Below are 22,156 nucleotides of genomic sequence, written 5' to 3'. Positions count from 1 at the left end.
GGCAATCCGACCAGTATAAAAACGAACGTCGAGCGAGTGTAAGTCAAGCGAAGCTTGCTGTTGGCGGTGAAACGTTTACCACCCCGAAGCAATTGTCTTTGTTCTAGGGGAATCTTCATGCCTTCAGGCTGAAGAGGATGTGTGCGATTCGTTGATATTAGGAGCTTATAGAAACTATGAGGGTATGAATATCCAGGTGATGACGGGGAGAAAACCGTATGTAACCTGAACTGAAAGATGGATGCGGGTTAAAATCCCGCCATCTAAGAGAAAGATGACTCCCGAACTGACCACACTGACTAGACTCGGAATTCTGGAGGGTGAAGCTGGTAACAGGACGCAATCAGAGCCAAAACAGATAGGCAGCACTGGCGTTAATGGGGAGGTGTCATGGTGCGATTCGTTCATACGAAATCCTATACCGAGGAGGGATGTATGGCTTTGTGTTAAGTAATCCAATTCTGGATTGAGTTCGCACTTTAATCCTTAACAGAAATGATAACTTGTAATTCTTCAATGTGAGGTGATTATCCTAGAAAACCAATTCATTGCGACCTTGTGCGGGTCGAAAAGCCCTAAAGGACTCGCTGCGCATCGCACAGAGCGTCCCCTCTGGCGACGGAGGAGAGAAGTTTCCCTTACATCTGGGATGACAACCCAAATGTAATATGCGGGACTGAAAGCGGGCAGAGCGACAATTGCTGAAAACGCCTAACCGCAAGCAAGAGTTCTATATCCGATCCTGGACTAAAGTTAAATCTGAGGAAAAGGACATCGTGGGGTAGAAACATTCTAAACGAATCATCTACTGAACCGTCTTAACTCCCTAGCAGGGGATATAAGCTAGTGGGTCAAGCCACACCCTGCGTCTGAAACATCAGACAGGATAATGATTCACAACATTCGTGGTTTGTTGTGACGCACAATCAATCCACATAGGCGGACAGATGAACCCTAAAGAACTCAAATCAACTGTATATGTCTTCATGTACAGCAAAGAATTACAGGAACGAAGTAACTCATTCTCACCCCCAGGACAACTGGTAGGTATCGTCGAAACCGTATGGTGAGATTGAGGAAGATGGGTCAAGAAGCCAAAGCCTAGCTTGAAATTACAAGCATTTTGCCTGAAAAGGGAAGGGATAACCCCCAGGATATGCAGACGTGACTCGCAATATATTGATGTGTAAAGGTACAAGTAGTAGCAAATATGCCTAGTACAGATTCAATCAAACAGAATACTGTGGGATGGGACGATATCAATTGGCATAAAGTCGAGCGATACGTCTTTAAGCTGCAAAAGAACATTTACGCAGCATCTCGTCGTGGAGATGTAAAAAGAGTAAGAAAACTCCAAAAAACACTTATGAGGTCTTGGTCAAATAAGGTTTTATCGATTCGTCGGGTAACACAAGATAACAGAGGGCGAAAGACAGCAGGAGTGGATGGGCGTAAATCCCTATCCCCAGAAGCACGTTTTAAACTCGTAGGACAACTCAAATTTTCAGGCAAAAGTAGACCCACTCGCCGAGTATGGATACCCAAACCTGGAAAGGAGGAAAAACGTCCACTGGGAATACCAACAATATACGACCGAGCCTTACAAGCATTACTAAAAAATGCACTCGAACCAGAATGGGAGGCTCTTTTTGAGCCTAATTCGTATGGTTTTCGACCAGGACGTTCCTGTCAAGATGCAGTCTTAACAATAAAAAACAGTATTTTGAAGAAACCAAAGTTTGTTTTAGATGCTGACATATCAAAATGTTTTGACTGCATTAACCACGCTGCTCTACTCCAGAAACTCGGATACGCGGGTAAAGTCAGGCAACAAATAAAAGCATGGCTAAAATCTGGGGTCATTGACCAAAGAGTATTTACTGCCACATCTGAGGGAACACCGCAAGGAGGAGTGATTAGCCCATTACTCGCTAATATTGCCCTTCATGGAATGGAAACTATGCTGAAAGAGTTAGTAAAAATCATAAAGATTAGATATCCCAGTGGTAAGGTATTAAGTCAACGAGAAAAGGCTCAATCATTGACCTTTATCAGATATGCCGATGACTTTCTCGTCCTTCATAGCGACCTCAATATAATCCAAAGATGCAGAGAATTAATCTCTGAGTGGTTAAAGGACATGGGATTGGAACTAAAACCATCAAAGACCAGAATCGCCCACACTCTATTTCCAGAGCTAAGCGAGGATGCTCAAGCTGGATTTGACTTCTTGGGATATCACATCCGTCAATTTAGGGTGGGAAAATACAAAAGTTCAATACACCCTAGCTCCAAAGAAAAACTTGGTTTTAGGACACTCATTACACCATCAAAGGATGCCTGTAAGAAACATCAACAAAAACTGAAAGATGTTCTTAAAAAACATAAATACTCCCACCAATCAAAGCTCATTATGGAGCTTAATCCGATTATCAGAGGATGGGCTAATTATTACTCATTCTCTGATGCCCAGACTACAGGAGTATTCTCTAGGCAAGACCACCTCGTCTATCAAAAACTTAGAGCTTGGAGTCGTCACCGTACAGGTGATTTGAATCAAGCACGAAAGAAATACTGGACGGCCATCGGCAACAACAATTGGGTATTCGCAACCAGGAAAGGAGATGAAAATCCCCTTCGGTTACTTTCACATACTGAGTTTGGAAGCAGTAGTACTGAGTACGTGAAAGTTAAAGGAGATGCCAGTCCGTTCAACGGAAAATTGGTTTACTGGAGTACCAGAATGGGGCGCAGTCCCGATATGCCTTCGCGAAAAGCATCACTGCTCAAGAGACAAAAAGGGATATGTCCCTGGTGTTGCCTAAACTTCCGTGAAGGAGATTTGTTAGAAACTGACCACAATATTCCTCGCGCCCTTGGTGGCAAAGACGAATATAAGAATCTACAACTCCTACATGGTCACTGCCATGACGAAAAAACTGCCCTTGATTTGGAATTTATTAGGAATCAAAGATTCATAAAATACATGGATTATATCAATCAAACACTAGCTAAATTAAACTGGTTCTGGGATGATAACGATTTCCTAATCCCTTCTAATTGATATAGCAGGATGTCCTACTGACAATGGGAAATATGTTGAGTAGCCGAGTGAGGGGAAATCTTTCACGCTCGGTTTCGGACGGGAGGGGTGTAGTGGTAACACTCACCTCGACCCTAATGGTAAATAGATTCTAAGAAAGTGTCTCACTTCAAAGCTACAATCTGAATAACAAATGTAGACTTCATTACTTGATTCTCACGGCGTCGTACATCCAATAGCCGTTTCTCTGAGGAAGTAATAGGCAAAGTGAATCGCCCTAAAGCACCAGCCAATCCAACTTTCGGAACGAATAAAAACTCTGATACTTGGTTTCTGGGGTCGTAAACCAGAATAGGCTAGACGAGCAGCGGAAAACCAAGCAGAGGGTAAGATGAGGCGTACAGAGGACGAAGCACTCAGATCGTCGTCTTAACGACGACTGGGAAAGCTTTGCTTTCCGCGCCAAAAGGAAATCAGATAAATAATCAACGGAGTAGATTAGGGTTTATGACGCATAGCGCAAGTTATAGCGATGAATGGGAATTCACCGACTGGAAAAATCTTCAGAAAGTACTATTCCGTCTACAAAGAAGAATATTTAAAGCGATTAGAGAAAAAGACAAAGACTTGGTGTCATCAAGGCTTAAGAGAGATACCCATCCCAAAAAAGGACGGCTCGAAGCAATTGTTAAAAGTTCCCACTATTGCCGATAGAGCATGGCAATGTCTTGTCAAATATGCTCTAGAACCAGCACACGAAGCAACATTCCACGCACTAAGCTACGGTTTCCGACCAGGAAGAGGCACTCATGATGCCCAAAGACAACTGTTCAACAACCTCAATAGCAGAGTAAATGGAATCGATAAAATAGTCTTAGAACTAGATATTGAAAAATGCTTCGACCGCATAAGCCATAAGGCTATCCTAGATCGGATTATTGCCCCCAATTTTGCCATAAGCGGAATACGCAAATGTCTCAAATCAGGCACTAACCCAGAATTTCCTAATCAAGGAACACCCCAAGGAGGGGTCGTTTCACCATTATTGGCGAATATCGCCTTAAACGGTATAGAAGATATAGGAAAATACAATCACGGTACGCAGTACCGTTACAAAAGCATAAGATATGCGGATGACATGGTTTTTATTTTAAAACCATATAGTTTACTGGTCTAAGAGAAACAGCGTCCTCTACGACGGAGCAACAGCCAAGACACTCAAGAAACAAAGCCATTCATGCGGGTACTGTAAATTAAAATTTCTGGACACAGAAAGAGTAGAACTACATCACATCGATGGCAACCACGACAACTGGGACAGCAAAAACCTATTAGCTGTTCATAGAAGCTGCCATCAATACACTCACATGAGCAAAAGCGAAAGCTAAGATTTTCGGAAGCCGAGTGCGGAGAAATCAGCACGCTCGGATTTCACAGAGAGGGGCGAGAGGTTATACTCTCCCTCGACTCTACTCAATACAAAGCAATGTCTTCTCAACTACTTTTAACATCCTTTCAAACATGGCTACCTCATCAAAGCTCGAATTCTGCTGATGACTTGTTAAAAATAATCCAAAAGCAACCAGTATATTTTAATCTTTGCTATTTTCTCAGAAAACTTCCTGTAAATACAGAATTAGCAGCTCAGCAAGTCATTAAATCGATCAAAATCAAAAATCCTCAAGGTATTATTTGTTGTGGAATGGCGGAATCTAGAGATAAATTAACTCTAGAATCTAATGCAATGTGTGGAGAAGATTGCCTTGTTACTAATGTGAAATTAGATAAACTGATAGCTTGTTTAAATAATACTAAAATTAGTCATCATGCTGGCAATTTTGTATGCGAGGGTTTATATTATCAAGTACTAAAATATATTTATGCCGAAACGACAACAAATGTACCCTGTATTTTTGTACATATTCCTATTATTAATGCCGATAATCGGGAAAATATTCAACACGACTTCATTAAGATCATTCGTTTTATACACTCTGCCAAAAATTGATATATTGGCAGTTTTTAAGCACAAAAATAGAGTCAACTTTAAACATACAAAAAAGTTTTACATACCAGTTAATACAACAATAATCTAGATTATTTTGCACTTCAATGATATTTTCTTAAGCAATTAGGCATCGCTCTTTTTATATGTCACGCTTTGACTCAATAATATAAATTATTTGGCGTTTCAAACTATATTAATTTTCTCTTTGATCTTTATTTGTTTGGATAAAAAGAATTAGCAAGAAGACGGTAGGAACTAAAACAAATAGGATTGTAGCTACAAATCCCAAATCATTAACTTCCATACAATAACAGCTCCTAAGTAAGTAATTATTAAAACAACATTCTTCTCTAGAATATCATTACTTAGGGAATAGCTGCATAGACAATGTTTATTTCTTCTTAGAAGGCTTTGGTTTGGTAATTATAGTGACTGGACCATTGACTAGAGTTTGACAAGCTAAACGATAGTTATCAGGCTTTTTCTTTAATCTGCGCTTTTCAAAATCTGTTTTAGGAGATAAATTCTCCATGCCTTCAGCAACTTCGACAATACAAGTTGCACATTGCCCATAACCACCACAATTTCTGAGCTTACCGCCGAAAGTATAAATATCAACTCGATTTTGAAGAGCTTTCTCGCGCAAATTTGACCCCTGTGCAGCGATCACTTCTTGTTTTTCCTTGGCAAAGGTAATTGTCGTCATAAAAATTCTCTCTTGTTAAATCCTGCTTACTATAATATTAAGAATTCATAAGAAATCATACATTGATTTTAATACTTATGGGGTTTTCAAGAGTATTGTTTACATGGCGCAATTATTTGCTTTTAGCAATCAGTCGGGAGTAATGCTGGAACTACCTTGATGCCAATGCCAGAAATTAATTTGCTTAAAGGGTATCAAAGTTTTAACTGCTATTGTTGCTATATAGCTTGTTGCAGGAATACAAGAATAGATTGACCAACTTGTCACTGCTGTTTTACTTCCTGAAATTGCTAGTAGGCGAGGAGATTGAACGCAGTCGAAGATTATATCGACATTGGCTAACGAACCTGCTAGTCCTATACCGATCGCTTTTAAATAAGCCTCTTTTGCAGTCCACAACTTAAAAAACACTGCCGATTTTTGTGTATCTTCAACACTATTGATTAATCTATATTCTCTATCAGAAAAAAAACGCTGAGCAATTTTAACTGCATCTGGCATTTCTCTTATGTATTCAAGATCTACTCCAATAGAGTGATGATAGGTGAACCCGTAAAGAACGTATTCTTCAGAGTGAGAAAGATTAAATTTTAAAGGACTATCCTGTTTGAACCCAGTTAACAGAGGCTTCCCGCGATCTCCATACTTGAATTTTAAATCATTGGGACTAATTTGCAGATAATTACTCAACAACTCTCTTAAAATACCTCTGGCTGCAATAAATCTTCTTTTATGTTGTGCAAAGCGAAATTTATTGGCTCGCTCTATTTCATCAGGTGATAAAAAAGTAGCTAACTGGTCAATTACTACGGTAGGTAAATCAAGGCTAGCGCGCCAAATATGAACCTGACCTTCTTCCAACATTGGTTGACTTTGAGGAAATTGCCAAATTGTTTCTTGACGATTGTGGTCTCTCATGTTAAAAACCTATTTTTTACCGCAAACCCCGTCACCTTAATTTTTCCGCCAAAAGGCAAACCTTCCCCTTTAGTTATAAATTGGCGTGAACTCATAAATTTAAATTAAATAAAGTATTTGCTTTTGAGATTAATATTTGTTTAATTCATTTTGTGATTTGCCTTAGCCTTAATCAAAAGATTTTGATCATCTGCTACTTCTGACCAACAGCTTTCACCTAATTGTTCCAATGCCAAAAGACAAGCATATTTGAGGTCAAAAATTGGCGTATTTAGAGTTTCTTTAAGAATAGGAATAGCTTGCGTAGCCTGAAGATTTCCTAAAGCGATCGCCGCTGCTGCGCGAGATTTCTGAAACTGAGGAGATGTATTATGCAAAGCCTCTACTATTAAATCGTAACTAGGCTGGTGATTGAGTAAGCCTAATAATTTAACCACATGAAAATGTGCGCCATAGTCGTTATGTGCTTCCTCAGCGTAAGTTTGTAACAGGGCATCTGTAGCTTCTTTTGGATGATATATTGACAATAAAGTTTTTCCGGCTAGATAACAACGTCCAAAGTCAGTATGATAAAGTTCTCTGATTAAAAATTCTTTAGATGGTGCTTGGTCGTATTCGTGTACCATTTCAATGTCTTGGGGTCGATCGCGCACTATTCGATCTAAGCTGGGTTCAATCTCGGCAAAACTAATTTTACCCGCAGCTAAACCTTTGGCTGCTAATAGCCGAATGCCTCGTAAACGAAAGACTCTGGAAATTGGCGCTTTGGCAATTGCCGAAATTGCTGGATAATACTCCACGTCAATTAAATCCTGTATACAGGCGCGTCTGACATTAATATTACTGTGCTGAAGAAACTCAGCTACACGATCCATCTGACTCAGGTTGTCAGTTAACCGAGCCAAAGAAGCAATCGCCGCACTGGCGATCGTTTCATCAGGATCATCAGTAAAAGGCTCGATTCTGCTTATAGCTGGTTTGTAATCAAAGTTGGCTAAGGTATGGATAATTACGCGATAGGTTTGATTAGGTTTAGTTAGTAAATCGGCGATCGCTTCGAGGATAAACCGATCTTCTGTGCCGATTTCTCCAATTGCCCAGACTGCGTTTTCCACTGTTAGTGAGTCTTCATCGTTTAAACAACACTTTATTACTGGCATTGCTTTAACTGCCTTTAAGCGTCCTAAACTTTCTACTGCTTTGCGTCTGGCAATTCGATTTTCCAAGGCAGGATCGCGATCTTGGATTGCTTCGATTAGGGCATCAATCGATCTCTCGGTAGGAAAGTTGATTAGGTGTGCCGCACCTACATAACGTTCAGATGTTCCATCCTCAGTATTTAAAGGCTTTTTCAACAGTGCGATCGCCTGGTCTTCAGTTAAGTTAAATATATTAGAAAATCTGTTATCCATTACTTTAATAAATTTAATAATCGATTCTAATTAATCAATAGTTTATAACTTTCTGCCTAAGTTAATCTTGAGTAGTTTACTGTTAGCAAACAATCTGAGAAAATTAAAAGCATAAACTCAAATCAAACACTAAACTAAGTTAGTTTAAGGAACATTAAGAACATGGCGCAAACTCCCGTAACGGCAGCAGATTTAGCCGAGCTGATTATCGAATTTGAAAAATATCGTGAACGTTTAGTTACTGAAACGATGGAAGCGGCTAAAAAAGCTAAGCTATCAAAAAAAGCAACTATGGCCAAATTAGAACCACAGCTTGCCGACATTGATGCCAAACTGCAACGGATACGAGAACAACAGGCCACCCTGACTGCGAGTGATTAAATGACTGAGATGTCCGATGCGATTAAAAATGGCGAAACACTGCTACTTTCTCATCAAGAAACCGATCAACTCTTATCAAGAGTAAATCAAGAAATTGCTCATGGTACTTTCGATCATCGAGATCGACAGCTGATTTGGCAGATGGTGCAATGTTTGGCAGATACTAGAGGGCTAGTTAGATTAGGCTTTGCTGAGGCATTGGGAGCGGTAGGCAAACCTGCGGTAGATACTTTAATTGAGGCTCTATTGCATCATTCTAATGTAGTTGTTAGAAGAGCAGCAGGAAAAACTTTGACGTTAATTGAAGATCCTGAAGCTGTTCCTCATTTAATTTACGCGCTGCTTAATGATGGAGATACAGTAGTACAAGCATCTGCTATTGGCGCACTCGCTCGTACAGGAGAAGCCTCAGTAACGCCATTGTTAGAGGTATTAGCTTCACCAGATTCGAGTGAGAGTAATAAAGGTCACGCAGCTTGGGCATTAGCATTTATTGGAGCGAAAGCCAAGGATAAACTATATGCTGCATACGCCTCAGATTCACCTGAAGTTAGAGCAGCAGTGGTAGGAGCGATCGCTAAGGTAGCTGAAGAAGATCGCGACGATATCCAAGCCTTAAATCTATTGCTTAGCTCTTTAAAAGATACCGCAGTTAATGTTCGTAGTGAAGCAGCAGCCGTCTTGGGTAATTTAAAATATCAACCGGCGATTCCTTACTTGAGCGAACTACTAAATCATCCTGAAGCAGAAACCCGTAAATCGGCAGCCTTGTCCTTAATGAAGATGGGCGATCGCAGTTCAATTGCGCCATTGCAAAATGCTTTGACTATAGAAAGCAATGAGAAAGTTAAAAAAGCCATCTCCTTGGCTATTTCTTTATTGCAAAGACAAACTGAAGTTGATGATTGGTAAGCCCAATTTACTAAAAAGTTAAGCCCGAATCTGGTTAATTTACTTGGTTGCTAGTAAAGCTGAGCTAAAAATTTGTCACATCGAACTTTAACACAATCGCGATCGCTTTTTGTGACTTCTAACAAAGCCAGGTTGTTTTTAACAGTATTATTCTGGGCATCGGCATTTTTTTTTGTTATCTTAACAACAAGATGGAATCTGTTTTCAAGATTAACCTAGAGTTTGGAATCAAGATAATCAAAGATTATTTTAATAGTAGAAACGTTGTTTACAGCGCTAATTAAATATATCGAGACATATTGAGACATAGTTTAAATTATCATGTCAAATGACCAATAATCCTTCTATAGATAAAAGACAAAATAAAAGCTTTATTGTCAATAATCGATTGTTGCTCAAACAGTATGCCTTAAAAAACTATGATATTTTTGGTCAAGGCGTTATAGTTGTCAATTTATTATTATTAGCCACAAATAGTGTAAATAAGCTTGGCTTAATTGATAATAGTTCAATCGAACAATCTGAGCCGACGGTGCATCAGCCAGTATCATACATCCCCAAACAAAACTTTTGGTTTAAAATTATCGGGCTGAAAATCAAGAAAAAGTATCAAATTGATATTCAAGCAGAAAATAACTTCGACGACAAATTTTTAATTATTTTTATCAAAGATGCTTCAATAGAAAACTTTTCAATTTATTCAATCAAGGTAGAAAACAGCAAGAAAACTCTCAATAATTAGACTGGCTATATTTTTTTATATTTTATTAAAGTACACGGTAATATCTTTAACTAAGTTCAAATCAGAGTAATCTTGGCTCGATACCTGCTATCAAGATTATAAAGCGATAAAATCTACCTACAAATTGCTCGCAAAATAATATTTAATCGAGGCATGACTAACTTTTCTTCCTCTCAATTTTATTCTTGGCAAGGTTTTCGCTGTGCCTATACTGTTTTTGGCTCGGGCAAGGAATTACCTGAAGCATCCCCTTTAGTTTTAATTCATCCTATTGGGGTAGGACTATCCCGTATATTTTGGCGACGCTTCATTCACACTTGGTCAGCACAAAATTCTGGTTTAATAATTTATAATCCCGATTTATTAGGGTGCGGTGAGTCTGAGATGCCTTCGGTGGCTTATTATCCTCGTGATTGGGCAGCTCAACTTAAATACTTTATTGAGACTGTAGTTAAAAAGCCTGTGGTTTTGGTGGTTCAAGGAGCTTCATTGCCGATCGCGATTGAGCTATTACAATTTCTAGAGCCTAATTTGATTAAAGGATTGGTGTTGTCTGCGCCTCCGGCTTGGCCAACTATAACCAATGCTGCCAAACCAAAACAGCAAAAACTGTTATGGAATTTGCTATTCAATTCACCCCTTGGCTTAGGTAATCTTTTTTATCGTTATGCGCGTCGTCGTCAGTTTATCGAATCTTTTTCGATACGCCAACTATTTGCTGAAGCCGAACAAGTCGATCGCCTTTGGTTAGATGATTTAACTAAGGGAGCAACCAATATGCAAAGTCGCTATGCGGTATTTTCTTTTTTAGCAGGGTTTTGGCGCAAAGATTATGCTTCGGCGATCGCCAAAATTACCCAACCCACTCTAGTTGTCTTGGGAGAACAAACCTCAAGTATTAGTCGTGAAGGCAAACCCGAAACAGTACAAGAACGATTAAATGCCTATAAGTCCCATCTTTCTCAAGGGGAAGGCTGCATCATTCCTGGACGTAATGTACTTCCCTATGAATCAACCTCTGAGTTTACCAGAGTTGTTGGCGATTTTTTACAACATGGTCAGTTGTAATGCTAAATCTTATTCGTATAGGTTAGCGATCGATAGCCCCCTAAATCCGCCAAAATTGGGGGACTGTAACTGGTTTGTGATGTATCTATATTCATTACTTTTAGACAAAACCGATTGCTAAGTTCAAGAACAAATCATCTGCCTAACTTATTAGGAATCCCTTCGCAACCTCCTGGTACTGTCGAACGAGACTTTTCACCACACCAAGAACACAAATAATAACGCTGTTCCTCGCTCATTCTTTTGACTCCCGATAGATTAGCTTTTTCGACGACAACGCCTGTATGCTTTCCCGTTTGGTAGTCTGGTTGAGCAGTAATGCTTCGGGGAGTAGCGGTTTCTAGTGAACCATAAAATAAACGCGTCCCTTTAATATCTGCCCCTGCTAAATTAGCTTCATACAGAACAGTACGGGCAAGATTAGCCTTAACCAAGTCGCATTGACTAAGATTAGCTCTAACCATGTTGGCTTCGCTTAGATCTGTCCAGCGCAGATCTTGTCCTACTAAATACGCTCCTGCCAGCATAACCCCCAGATCGATAACTCTGATTCCATAAGCACGATCTTCGGAGTATCCACCACTACCATCTAGAATGGCTCTGCCAAGACGATTATCCCGTTGTAGAGGCGTTAATAAGCGAGATTGAGACAAAAAACGAATAATTTTTGCTTTGCCATTTTCATCGATGCTAGAAATAATCGAGGCAGTTCTACCTTCAGCGATCGCTCTTTCCTGAGGCCAATCTTCCAACAAACCTTCTTCATTTATGGTCAGATCGGAAATACCCTGAAAATAGGTATCAATGGTTTGCTGTTGAGTAATCCTATTTTGCTGAATCGTTAAGTCTTTAGAAATGACATACTGCGCCCAGGCAACATATACCGCCAAAATAGCGATCGCTATTTGTCCAATAGCACCAATCCACTCTGCCCAAGAACCAAATTCGTCATATTTAAACTGAGTTAACCAGCCGCCAATATTGCGATAGACTCCCAGATAATTAAATAGACCTGCGATCGCGCCGACAAAGCCAATAAACGCCAGAATTGTTCTTCTTTCTTGGACGGTAAGAAACTTAATTACCCAAACTCTAACCGAGGCAAACACCACTCCCAGAGAAAGTAATAAAGCGGCGATCGCACTAGTTATACCCAACCAGGGAAGGCGAAACCATAAGCCTAACCCCATCAGCAACAAGGCGATTATAATCAGTTGCGATTGTGAAAAACTGATCTGACGACCAGGATTTTTTTTGACAACGGGAGTTCGCTTAATTTTGTTTGATTCTGCCGACTCGGATTTAACTAAAGATAAAGATTCTTCGTCTGTTTGGGCTTTGCCGTTTTCTAGTTCTGCTATATTTTCTGAACTAATATTGGAAGTGGGATCAGACCTTTCCTTCATTCGGATAAATTATTTGAATAATATTTCATCTATCATACTCAAACGATATACCAGAAGCATTTAACTCGAGAAGGACAAACTTGCTTTTTTTTAACCAACTTCAGCCTAATTCACCCTCAATTTCTTCTATCTTGACTCTGCTACCTTGACGATAAACGCGCCTCACATTTGCCAGTTGATAGTCTCTTATTGAAATCCTCGCTCCCAAACTGAAATATTAATCCGATCTTTTGAATCTCGTTGAACTTTGCCCTCTAAATTATCTACTTTAAAAAAACTAAAATTGGTCTGGCGATCGTAGACGCTACGAAGTTTTTCTTTTATTTCAGCAGAAGCATCACCTCCCAGCATTCTACCCAGAGTTTCCTGCATTGCGCCTAAGCTTACAGACTGATTGAGAGCGATATCTGTTTGTCTAATTTTGCCCGTATCGTCTGATTGATAGCTCAAGTTTACCCGATCGGGAATCACGTCATAGTAGACCAGAACTTTACTGTTTGGTCGCCATCCTGTTCTTTCGGAATTGGGCTGTCCAAAAGTACTTACTAATTGGCTTTCAGACGTTCCTGTAGTCAAGATGGGAATATTAATCTCTGGCGTTGGATCTAAATTATTGTTTGCTAGAGTTTTTGGTGTTTTTTTGCTTATTGTTGCTTCTGGTTGTTCTGACTCATCTGCTGATTCAGATTTCTGTTCATTCCTTTGGGCTTGATTGGCAATTTTTGGTAATTTAGTTTTGGTCCCTGCATCGCGATCTTCTTTGTTTATTTCAGGTTGACCCCCTTCTGTTTCCCTGTCTGTTGCCAAGGGAAATAAATCTGGTTGGCGAGATGGCAGTTTTACCTCTGCTTGTGTAGGAGTTTCTGGCGATCGCACTAAACTAGAGATAATCGCAAAACCTGTGGCAAATGTTCCCGCTGCAACTCCCGTAGCGATTAACAAAAACAACCCAACAGTGGTGAATAAACTACGTTTTTGACGTTTCGGCTGCCTCGACTCAATAAATAAGGTGTTGCGACCATTGTTTAAAGCATAATCATCCGTAGCAGTTCTTTTTGGTGCAACATTCAAGGTTACTCCTGTAAGGTTAGTGACTGCGCCAGCCTTCATTCGAGAATTAAGCGCGTTCAGCATTTCTCGGGCAGTAGTAAAGCGATCGCGAGGATGAAATCGAATTGCTCGATCGATTACCGCAGCTAGCTCTAAATCAAGATTATGAGCGTGTTCTTGCCAGATTATTTCCCCGTTGCGAGGGTCAGTTTCTAATTCATGAGGAGATTTTCCTGTCAACAAGAAAATTGCGGTTAACCCCAAGCTGTATAGATCGCTGGAGTAAATCGGACGACCTGCTGCCTGTTCTGAAGACATATACCCAGGAGTCCCAATTGAAGCGGAATAGGTACTTCCTGAATTATGATTGACCTGTGTTGCCATTGCTTCTTTAACCGCACCAAAATCGATTAAAAAAGGTAGCTTATCTCCCTGGCGTAAAATAATATTTTCAGGTTTAATATCCCGATGAATAATGCGACGGCTATGAGTATACTCTAGTACTGGCAAAAGCTGTAACAGTATGTGTCTAACTTCATCACGATGCAGATTACCTTCTTGTGACCAGTATTGATCGAGTGTTAGACCTTCAATCCATTCCTGGATTAAATAAAATTTTTCAGATTCAGAAAAATAGGCATAAAGCTGAGGAATTTGATTGCTGCCATCTCCTAACTCTTCTAGAATTGCTGCTTCGCGTTGAAAACGCTCTTTCATCCACAAAGGAACTTTAGGCTGTTTAACAATCGGTTTTAGCTGCTTGAGAACGCATTTGCGTCTTGAAGGCATATGAGTATCTTCTGTGAGGTATGTTTCACCGAAGCCTCCCCTACCCAAAGTTCTAATAATGCGATAGCGATTATTTAGCAGTGCAGCTTTCATATTTATGTGGGATGAATGGCTATTAATCTAAAAACAGCTCGATTAGTGTTATTTTCAGGTGAGCCAGGAATGGTGATTATCTAAATATCAAAGGCAGAATCTATTTACTTTAAATCCAGTAAACCTTTTTCTTTTAGTTTGGGATTAAATCTAACTTCCATTTTAACTCCGCGATCGCTCAACTGTTTGAGGATTTCGGCTTCTACTCGCCTGGCTACCTTCTTTCTTATTTTAATTTGGTTTATTTCTTCACTCTGCTGATATTGTGCCTTTTCTAACTCTGTCATAGCCGGATTAGCATCAATAGGTTCAGTCCAGCAAGAATTCTCGGTACTATTCCCTATCGGAGTTACGCCATTTTCTTTAATCCAAGCTGAAGCGGTTTCTTCCAGAATCTTACGGCTGGGACGGGCAATAGTTTGTATTTTTACCCAATAGCAACTTTGAGGTTGCCGAATCAAGTGTTGCTTAAGACTTAAGTAAACATCGCGCGAATAGCCTACATACTGCATTTGTTTAGCCTGATTAAAAATGGAGTACACCCCAATTTTTCCCTGCACATCTTCGTTAATGCACCCATTATCTAAATATGGCAGATATTCTAAACTTGAGAGAGATGGCATTTCGATTTGGGTAGACATTATTTAAACTTAGCTGACAATTGATGGTTTCTAAACGCTAGTAAAATTGCTGTAAATAGACAAATAGCCATAAATTTACTCAATAACTAAACTTTGCGGTAAATAGCGCAAAGACGACTCGGCTTAAAAATTTTAGCCTGGAACATAAAGTTAGGTGGCACATTAATCACAATGTACTCATCACAATTATGATATTGCTCAAACTCTCGAGGCATTCCTTTGGGTGTATGCTGACTGTAGGGGACTGGTTGAAACAATAAATTTGTGAACTTTATTTCAGTTTCGTGGAGTCTTTGACTAATTTGTTCCGTGAAAGTTTTATTAGCTAGCAAGCTAAATAAAATTTCTTCAGCCTCAGGATTGAGAGTAAAAGTGGCATCAAAATCTTTGATTATTTTTAAACCCATTGTTAAGCATCGATAGATAAAAGAACTAGTAAAAATGGTATCAGAAATTTTTAGTCAATTCTTATCTGTTAATTTTTCGTATTCAATAGTCAAAGAAACTCAAAAAATAGTCAAGAAAGCACTCAGCATCTGAGAATGTTCTATTATATTAATTGTTTGAGTTTATCCTCGGTATAAAATTTGCCAAGATTGTAACCATATAAAGCTCTGCTCAACTGTTTTGCCAATTTTGATAACCATATGTAATCATTTGCTCTTGACAAATCGAGGTTACTAATTCAATTTCACGTTCGGATAAATTGAGCTGGCGTTCTTTCTTCGAGCCATTTATCGGTCGAGCTCCACGAGTTCCACCAGGATATCTTTTAGCATCATCATTATAGTATTTGTGGTGATTGAAAACTATATCGTCCCAATTTAAACCAACAAAATTAAGCATTTCACCAATAACTTTCCTAGAGTTATCCAGTAAATCTTCATATTTGAAAACTAAAACATCTAAATTAGTTTCTTTGTATTGTTCTAGAGCATAATTTTTATATTTCCAGATATATGCCCCCAAAGAAACTTCATCTAGATTGGTTAAATCCCAAGTTTTTATTTCTGGAAAAAAATCACTCAAGCTAAGCAGTTCTTGTTGGGCAAAAAACTTTAACCAATTTCCTTGTTTAGCTTTACCTTGAATTGCAAATGAGCGCATGGAAGAAACTACCTTATATGGATTACGTATCGGCCAAATAATTTTAGTTTGAGGAAAATGTTGTATTATATACTTTAAATTAAAGGTTTGATTGGGTAATTTTAGACAAGTTAAATAGTTGTTTTTGGAGTTGTTATACAAAACACTTTGATGCGGAAAAGAATAATTAGTTTCTGTTTCATCAATTCCTTTAACCTGTGGATGAGCATTAAGTATTAGATATATTAAGGTAGTACCGCTACGCTGACAACCCAAAATAAGCGTCGAATGTTTGGACAGTTGCGAATATAAAAAGGGTGGCTCAACAATGTTACGGAGTAATCTTGTTTGATTTATGGTCAAATTGTTGGTTACTGAGTTCTTAAGTGAACTAATTAAACTCATTGGTAGATGTTTATGATCGAAGTTGGTAGAAATGCTGATAATTATAAGATTTCTCTTGGTTCGTTTGTTGAGGAAGTCGCTCATTCATAATTTAGATTAAATGTTTTATGGAATGCTTGTCAAATAACATAAAACTTGTACTTTATTGATCGCTTAGTGAGATTGGACAGTTATAGGGCAAGTTAAAGTTTAAGATTAATTAACTTTAATTAACGATGGCGATCGCGTCAGTTCAGATAAATTGGCGTTACCCGTGCAAAATAAGACGGTTTTGATCTCGGCAATTAATAACTCAATCAACTCATCTATCGCTGCTTCAGATTCGGATGCTGCTTGCAAGAAAGGAAAAGCCAATCCAGCTAAATCTGCTCCCAGAGCGATCGCTTTAGCCACTTCCATCCCGTCTCGCAAACCTCCAGAAGCAATCAAAGGCAACTCTGGATGTGAAGAACGAATTTGAACAATACAGTCGGCGGTAGAAATTCCCCAATCAGCAAAGGTTCTACCAAGTCGACGCTGTAGGTTATTCTCGGCTCTTCGGCTTTCTACCTTTGCCCAGGATGTTCCCCCTGCACCTGCTACATCGATGATGCTTACTCCTGCATTAACTAGTTTAGTTGCCATGCTGTTAGAAATACCGTTGCCTACTTCTTTGGCAATTACAGGAACATTAATTTGTTGACATAGCTGCTCGATCTTATTCAGTAAGCCTTTAAATCTGGTATCGCCATTGGGTTGGATACATTCTTGTAAAGGATTGAGGTGTAGAATTAGAGCATCTGCGCCAAGAATTTCGACTACCCGTAAACACTGTTCTAAACCGTAAGTATAGTTAAGCTGTACTGCTCCTAAGTTGGCAAACAACATCGCATTGGGAGCAAGCGATCGCACTGCAAAAGTATGTGCTACATCAGGATTTTCCACCGCAATGCGTTGTGAACCTACTCCCATTGCTAAACCGTGTTTTTGTGCTGCTATAGCTAAACGGCAATTAATCTTTTTTGCCTGTTCTGTTCCCCCTGTCATCGAGGAAATTAAAAGTGGCGCGTTTAAAGTTTTGCCCAGAAACTGAGTACTAATATCTACTTCATTTAAATCAAGTTCTGGCAAACAGGAGTGATCGAAACGGTATTTGTCTAATCCATTAGACAAATTACGAAACTGTACGTCGTCTTCTAGACAAATACGCAGGTGATCGGCTTTTCTGGTTTGCGTATTGGTCATTAATTTTTACTCCTTATTAAACAGTTTTAATTCCGTAAGCTTTATCTTACTTGTTTCAGCAATATCGTAAATTAGTTTTCACAATATCGCTCAAAAAGCCCAAAAAAAGAGGTGAATTGTTACAGTTCACCTCGGATAAATGCTTTATATATCAACAGCCTTATTAAACAAGCTGTCAACCCAATCTTAATTATTTTCTACCACGCATACCTTTAGCCATGTTGCGGAACATATCCATACTTTTGTCTGATTGGCGACGTTTTTCAGGAGACTGTTGAGTAGGCTGAGAAATTGGTGTCTTAAAGCCACTAGTTAGATTAGTCTGTGGCTGAACTTGCTTAGTTTGAGTAACTATTGAACCTCCTGTAATCCCTGCCTGAGACTCAGAGCTAGGAGTAGGATTGAAAACAGTGTTTTCCAAGGTGTTTTGGTTAGTGTTGCTGCCTTTGTAAAGATTAGTTCGGTTTTCAATCGAAGAAACTTCGTTGTCAAAGGCAAAACCATCTTTGTTTTTGAGAGTCTTGGGGAAAGTTCTTTTAGTTCTTGTCGCTTTTCTCATGTAGTTGATGTTGCCCATGGTCATTGCATCATCAGGCTCTAAGAAAAAATCTTTATCTCCCATAATATTTTGGTATCTCCTGTTTGTTGGTATTTATTCAGTAATGCTGATAATCGCTTTAGGTTAAAAATCCTTCGTCTTAAATTAAGGAAGGTAACCAAAAATTAATTATATTTAAGTATTATTTTACACATAAGCAACCCTAATAGTCAATGAAAATGCGGAGCAAATTCAGTAACAATTAGGCAAATAGTCTAACTAAAATTACTTAAGAGTAGAATGACTCTTTAAACACACTCAAATCTAGCAGCGATAAAATTAGAAATTGATTAGTCGCTACACAATAGTTGAGATAAGGCTAGAGGTGTCTTGCAATCTTACTCTTATGCAGAACAATATTATAAAGATGTGGGCGAGTAGACTGTTACGAAGTACTCAAAGCAGAAAGCTGTTCTAGTTGTGGTCAATACTGAAATTGTAGACCAGGCTTTTAAACAACATCGACCCAGTAGGCTGCAAATGAAACAAAAATTATTTAAGACATTTGACATAATTTGTTTTTTTATTAAGCAACGACCATACGGTTTGCTGAAATTTGCTGCTGTCATTTTTCAGTCACCTTTATTTTTAATCCTAAAAAAGGGAATGACTAGACTAGATAATTGCTTTAGTCTGGCAAGAATTTTGCACTGTACCAAAAGCGAGCGATCGCGCCCTACCAATCGATCTCGATATAACTCAAAAAATACCTAGACATTTCTCATGCTCCGTAAGCTTAAAGCAGTAGTAAAAACAACTAATAGAAAAAAAAAGAGTTGCCAACAATTGCCCCAAATGACATGGATTTTGGGGATGCCGATCGCGTTATCTTTGGCAGGATGCGAGCCTGTTAGAGATTTTAGCTCGAGAATACCTGGGATTGAGTCAAACCTCACCGAACAGTCAAAACCTAGCGTCCAAGCACAATCGGCCGACATCGGACAGATGGAAGCAGAAATCGCTCAGCAAATTAACAACATCCGTCAGGAGAATGACTTGAATGTCCTCGAAAACAATGAAAGATTAGCTCAAGTAGCGCGTAATTACAGCCGAACGATGGCACAAGAAAACTTTTTTAGTCACACTAGTCCCGACGGTAGTACTCCAGCCCAACGAGTACGCAATGCACAAATTGTCTTTTCAGCTGTAGGTGAAAATCTTTTCCAAAGTACCAATCTTCCCAACCCAGTTGAGCGATCTGTTGAAGGATGGATGAATAGCCCAGGACATCGAGAGAATATTTTGCGTTCTGTTTATACTGAAACAGGAGTAGGAATTTGGCGGGATGGAAACACCTACTACATAACACAGTTGTTTATGCGACCTCTTGTATAACTATTAATTGCGATCGAGTTTTTATGTTTATTTAATCGCAAGATTAAGAAAAATTTAGGTAATTAATGAACAATAATTTGAACTGGCTATTTTCTGGATTTTTACTAGCTAGCGTAGGGAATTTTGCATTAGCAGGTAGAATTCACGCTGCTGAATCAGTGATTTTACAGTATGGTATTTTACAAGGTTCGATATCTGTGGAAGAACTCAGCACTTTTGCTCTTAGCGGCGAACTTTCTTCTTCCCTAAAAAGCTATTTGAAATTATCCAATACGAAACCAGAAGATTTACAAAGATTACTTACCCAAGAAGTAGACGTAGATGGTGTTTCTTTATCCCGAGCGCTCAATAGTATACCAGGTGAAATTTTATTAGACCGAGTAGGAACAATAATTAGAACGTCATCTGGAAGAGCAAGCAGACAAGCTTTACGTGCCGCACTAGTTAATTCTGCTTTACCTAATGACCAAATTACCTTGATAGAGGTAATTGAAAATTATCCTACTGACGAAGTTTATGTTGAAGGCGATCGCTTAGCTGATGCCTATAATTCAATTAGTATGGGTTTAGAGATTGCTTCGCGTCTTGGTTTCTAAGTTTTAATAGTGTTGTTAGAGCAGCAAGTTTAGACCGCATTGTTACTGTTATAGGTCTCAATCAAGGGTGATTGATTCCAAGCTACGTATGTTATTAAAAAAGTTAGCCGCGATCGCTGTTTTATTTAACACACTATACTTTTTCTCTGGTGAAATTGCCGCATAATTTTTTGAGAAATACCCGAAGGCATTCTTTTTATACCAGAGTTAATCTGCATAATGTAAGGATCTGGCTTAGCGATCGCTAAGAAGTCCAAAATACGATTAATTTCCAGTTGAGGATCTTCTAAAATGTCTTCGTAGATAATCAGCAAAGATTCTATTTGATTATCGGCTAATACTCGTTTTAAACGAGCTTCTTGTTTCTTGATAAAATCACACTTTTGTGCAACCTCATCGAGTAAAACGTCGTCAATTTTAATATTTTCTAACTTTGATTGGTAATTTGTTGAGTTTTTGGCATTATTGCGAAGATGCCAAACATTAGTTTTTTGGGCTAAAACTAGGGATACTGCTTGGGCTAGTTTATCTTTTCTAACTAAAAGAATAAACCGATCGATTGATTGAAAAATTTCGCGAAAATCGGGTTTAGTTTGTTGAAACTCAAATAAAAAATGAGATATAAACTTAGTACCAAATACTCCGTTATCAGTAATCCGATATTCCATCAAATTATCCAGCAGTTTAAGATAATTAAAATTACAATAGCGAGATAATTCTTGAGCAGCTAACCTTAGATGTTCCAGCGGATGCCCAGCAATTTTGGTTGAGTCGAGAAGATCGCACAGATATGTCGATCCAGATCTGGGAGTGGTAACAATAGCGTAAGACTTTTGTGGTCTTTGTGTATGAAGAGAGCTAGTTTTTAATAATGGTCTATGACACAAAAGATTAATAAAAATATCGGAAAATAAGCCTAATACTGTTAACTCAGAAGTAAGCTGTGAAACTTGCTGTTTAACTGCTGGTAATAAAGCAGCTTCATCTTTTAAAGATACGACAACTACTGCTTGATATAATTGAAAGTCGGGAACGGCTTTTCTCAGGTCAGCTAATTGATTAGTTGATAAATCATAATAATAATTGCGATCGGCTTGCTGATAATCACTAAAAAAGTTTTTGATATACTCCAAAGAAGCAAAATCGCCAACCAAGAATAATCTTTCTTCAGCTGACAGACGTTTTAAAAGTTGTGTTTCTTCAACAGCTTGAAATATTTTAGCTAATTCCATATTGATGTGGTAATACTGTTTGACTAATTGCTCGATTTTATGGCGATCTGCATCGCCAATTTTTTGTTTTGTCTATTCAACAATTCTTAATTCTTAAACAAAATAGACTTGAGCCAAAATTGACTATTTTTAGTTACCAGATAGTTGTTCACTACTTTTTAAAAATACAGAAGATTGCTAAAGCCATTTTGAGTCTCATCAAGTTAACTTATTTTTGGGAGCAGATCAACCAATTTAAGTTAAATTAAGTTTTAGCGATTACCTAACGTGATAATAAAGACAGTATATTTACTATGTTAATTAGCTATTTACAGTCTGATTCAAATTTGCTGCTTAAAAATGGGCTAACTCTAACTGTTTAGTTGCATTAATTACGGAAAAGGAGCGTAAAGCCACTGTCTTTCAAAACGGTGGATATAAGCGACCGACAGATTTCAAATCTGTCGAGCCAAATTTATTTGGCAGTTAGATATTCATGGTATACTATTTTACGTAGCAGTTCAACTACGCA

Annotated in this window: 22 protein-coding genes; 10 read left to right on the top strand and 12 right to left on the bottom strand. The window is 38.6% G+C overall.

Annotated features, from left to right (window positions below; genetic code table 11):
• Positions 1-947: 947 nt before the first annotated feature.
• From V6C71_05015 to V6C71_05000, 4 genes are all read left to right on the top strand, one after another.
• On the top strand, positions 948-1,070 hold the full coding sequence (locus tag V6C71_05015) for a hypothetical protein (GenBank protein ID HEY9767856.1): 123 nt from the start codon (positions 948-950) through the stop codon (positions 1,068-1,070).
• 140 nt (positions 1,071-1,210) lie between these two features.
• Positions 1,211-3,064: a group II intron reverse transcriptase/maturase gene (ltrA, locus tag V6C71_05010; protein HEY9767855.1), complete on the top strand. Its 1,854-nt coding sequence runs from the start codon at positions 1,211-1,213 to the stop codon at positions 3,062-3,064.
• A gap of 511 nt (positions 3,065-3,575) precedes the next feature.
• On the top strand, positions 3,576-4,220 hold the full coding sequence (locus tag V6C71_05005; protein ID HEY9767854.1) for a reverse transcriptase domain-containing protein: 645 nt from the start codon (positions 3,576-3,578) through the stop codon (positions 4,218-4,220).
• Positions 4,221-4,529: 309 nt separating this feature from the next.
• The gene (locus tag V6C71_05000) at positions 4,530-5,051 is read left to right on the top strand and encodes a peptidase C15 (protein ID HEY9767853.1); all 522 of its coding nucleotides are present in this window, start codon (positions 4,530-4,532) and stop codon (positions 5,049-5,051) included.
• A gap of 193 nt (positions 5,052-5,244) precedes the next feature.
• Here the strand turns inward: V6C71_05000 and psbM are convergent, their stop codons facing one another.
• The 4 genes from psbM to V6C71_04980 form a co-directional block, all read right to left on the bottom strand.
• A complete protein-coding gene (psbM, locus tag V6C71_04995; GenBank protein HEY9767852.1) occupies positions 5,245-5,355 on the bottom strand; it encodes a photosystem II reaction center protein PsbM in 111 nt (36 codons plus the stop codon).
• 87 nt (positions 5,356-5,442) lie between these two features.
• Positions 5,443-5,757, bottom strand: a complete 315-nt coding sequence (locus V6C71_04990; GenBank protein HEY9767851.1) for a 2Fe-2S iron-sulfur cluster-binding protein — start codon at positions 5,755-5,757, stop codon at positions 5,443-5,445.
• Positions 5,758-5,886: 129 nt separating this feature from the next.
• Complete coding sequence (locus tag V6C71_04985; protein ID HEY9767850.1) at positions 5,887-6,675, bottom strand: 4'-phosphopantetheinyl transferase superfamily protein; 789 nt, start codon at positions 6,673-6,675, stop codon at positions 5,887-5,889.
• 140 nt (positions 6,676-6,815) lie between these two features.
• Positions 6,816-8,087 (bottom strand): HEAT repeat domain-containing protein, encoded by a 1,272-nt coding sequence (locus V6C71_04980; protein HEY9767849.1) that lies wholly within the window; start codon positions 8,085-8,087, stop codon positions 6,816-6,818.
• 162 nt (positions 8,088-8,249) lie between these two features.
• Between V6C71_04980 and V6C71_04975 the strand changes: the two genes are divergently transcribed.
• The 4 genes from V6C71_04975 (at position 8,250) to V6C71_04960 (ending at position 11,190) form a co-directional block, all read left to right on the top strand.
• Positions 8,250-8,468 carry a hypothetical protein gene (locus tag V6C71_04975; GenBank protein ID HEY9767848.1) on the top strand — a complete coding sequence of 73 codons (219 nt, stop codon included), beginning with the start codon at positions 8,250-8,252 and terminating at the stop codon, positions 8,466-8,468.
• A complete protein-coding gene (locus tag V6C71_04970) occupies positions 8,469-9,380 on the top strand; it encodes a HEAT repeat domain-containing protein (GenBank protein HEY9767847.1) in 912 nt (303 codons plus the stop codon).
• 328 nt (positions 9,381-9,708) lie between these two features.
• Positions 9,709-10,122 (top strand): hypothetical protein, encoded by a 414-nt coding sequence (locus V6C71_04965; protein HEY9767846.1) that lies wholly within the window; start codon positions 9,709-9,711, stop codon positions 10,120-10,122.
• A gap of 153 nt (positions 10,123-10,275) precedes the next feature.
• A complete protein-coding gene (locus tag V6C71_04960; protein HEY9767845.1) occupies positions 10,276-11,190 on the top strand; it encodes an alpha/beta hydrolase in 915 nt (304 codons plus the stop codon).
• Positions 11,191-11,324: 134 nt separating this feature from the next.
• Here the strand turns inward: V6C71_04960 and V6C71_04955 are convergent, their stop codons facing one another.
• The 7 genes from V6C71_04955 to V6C71_04925 form a co-directional block, all read right to left on the bottom strand.
• Positions 11,325-12,596, bottom strand: coding sequence for a pentapeptide repeat-containing protein (locus V6C71_04955; GenBank protein ID HEY9767844.1), 1,272 nt, complete (start codon positions 12,594-12,596; stop codon positions 11,325-11,327).
• Between the two features lie 186 nt (positions 12,597-12,782).
• Positions 12,783-14,528 carry a serine/threonine-protein kinase gene (locus V6C71_04950; protein ID HEY9767843.1) on the bottom strand — a complete coding sequence of 582 codons (1,746 nt, stop codon included), beginning with the start codon at positions 14,526-14,528 and terminating at the stop codon, positions 12,783-12,785.
• Between the two features lie 104 nt (positions 14,529-14,632).
• Positions 14,633-15,169 carry a GIY-YIG nuclease family protein gene (locus V6C71_04945; protein HEY9767842.1) on the bottom strand — a complete coding sequence of 179 codons (537 nt, stop codon included), beginning with the start codon at positions 15,167-15,169 and terminating at the stop codon, positions 14,633-14,635.
• 86 nt (positions 15,170-15,255) lie between these two features.
• Complete coding sequence (locus V6C71_04940; GenBank protein HEY9767841.1) at positions 15,256-15,576, bottom strand: hypothetical protein; 321 nt, start codon at positions 15,574-15,576, stop codon at positions 15,256-15,258.
• A gap of 211 nt (positions 15,577-15,787) precedes the next feature.
• Positions 15,788-16,618, bottom strand: coding sequence for a sulfotransferase (locus V6C71_04935; GenBank protein ID HEY9767840.1), 831 nt, complete (start codon positions 16,616-16,618; stop codon positions 15,788-15,790).
• Between the two features lie 237 nt (positions 16,619-16,855).
• Positions 16,856-17,884 (bottom strand): type 2 isopentenyl-diphosphate Delta-isomerase, encoded by a 1,029-nt coding sequence (gene fni / locus V6C71_04930; GenBank protein ID HEY9767839.1) that lies wholly within the window; start codon positions 17,882-17,884, stop codon positions 16,856-16,858.
• A 190-nt stretch (positions 17,885-18,074) separates the two neighbouring features.
• The gene (locus V6C71_04925; GenBank protein ID HEY9767838.1) at positions 18,075-18,506 is read right to left on the bottom strand and encodes a hypothetical protein; all 432 of its coding nucleotides are present in this window, start codon (positions 18,504-18,506) and stop codon (positions 18,075-18,077) included.
• A gap of 771 nt (positions 18,507-19,277) precedes the next feature.
• Between V6C71_04925 and V6C71_04920 the strand changes: the two genes are divergently transcribed.
• Together V6C71_04920 and V6C71_04915 are read left to right on the top strand one after the other, a co-directional pair.
• Positions 19,278-19,817: a CAP domain-containing protein gene (locus V6C71_04920; GenBank protein HEY9767837.1), complete on the top strand. Its 540-nt coding sequence runs from the start codon at positions 19,278-19,280 to the stop codon at positions 19,815-19,817.
• Positions 19,818-19,882: 65 nt separating this feature from the next.
• Positions 19,883-20,413, top strand: coding sequence for an alpha/beta hydrolase (locus tag V6C71_04915; protein ID HEY9767836.1), 531 nt, complete (start codon positions 19,883-19,885; stop codon positions 20,411-20,413).
• Between the two features lie 125 nt (positions 20,414-20,538).
• Here the strand turns inward: V6C71_04915 and V6C71_04910 are convergent, their stop codons facing one another.
• A complete protein-coding gene (locus V6C71_04910) occupies positions 20,539-21,645 on the bottom strand; it encodes a Stf0 family sulfotransferase (GenBank protein ID HEY9767835.1) in 1,107 nt (368 codons plus the stop codon).
• Between the last annotated feature and the right edge of the window lie 511 nt (positions 21,646-22,156).

This window comes from Coleofasciculaceae cyanobacterium (genome assembly GCA_036703275.1).
GTDB lineage: Bacteria > Cyanobacteriota > Cyanobacteriia > Cyanobacteriales > Xenococcaceae > Waterburya.
The sequence above is the reverse complement of the archived record's forward strand: the minus strand, read 5'-3'. Positions and strand labels throughout refer to the sequence as shown.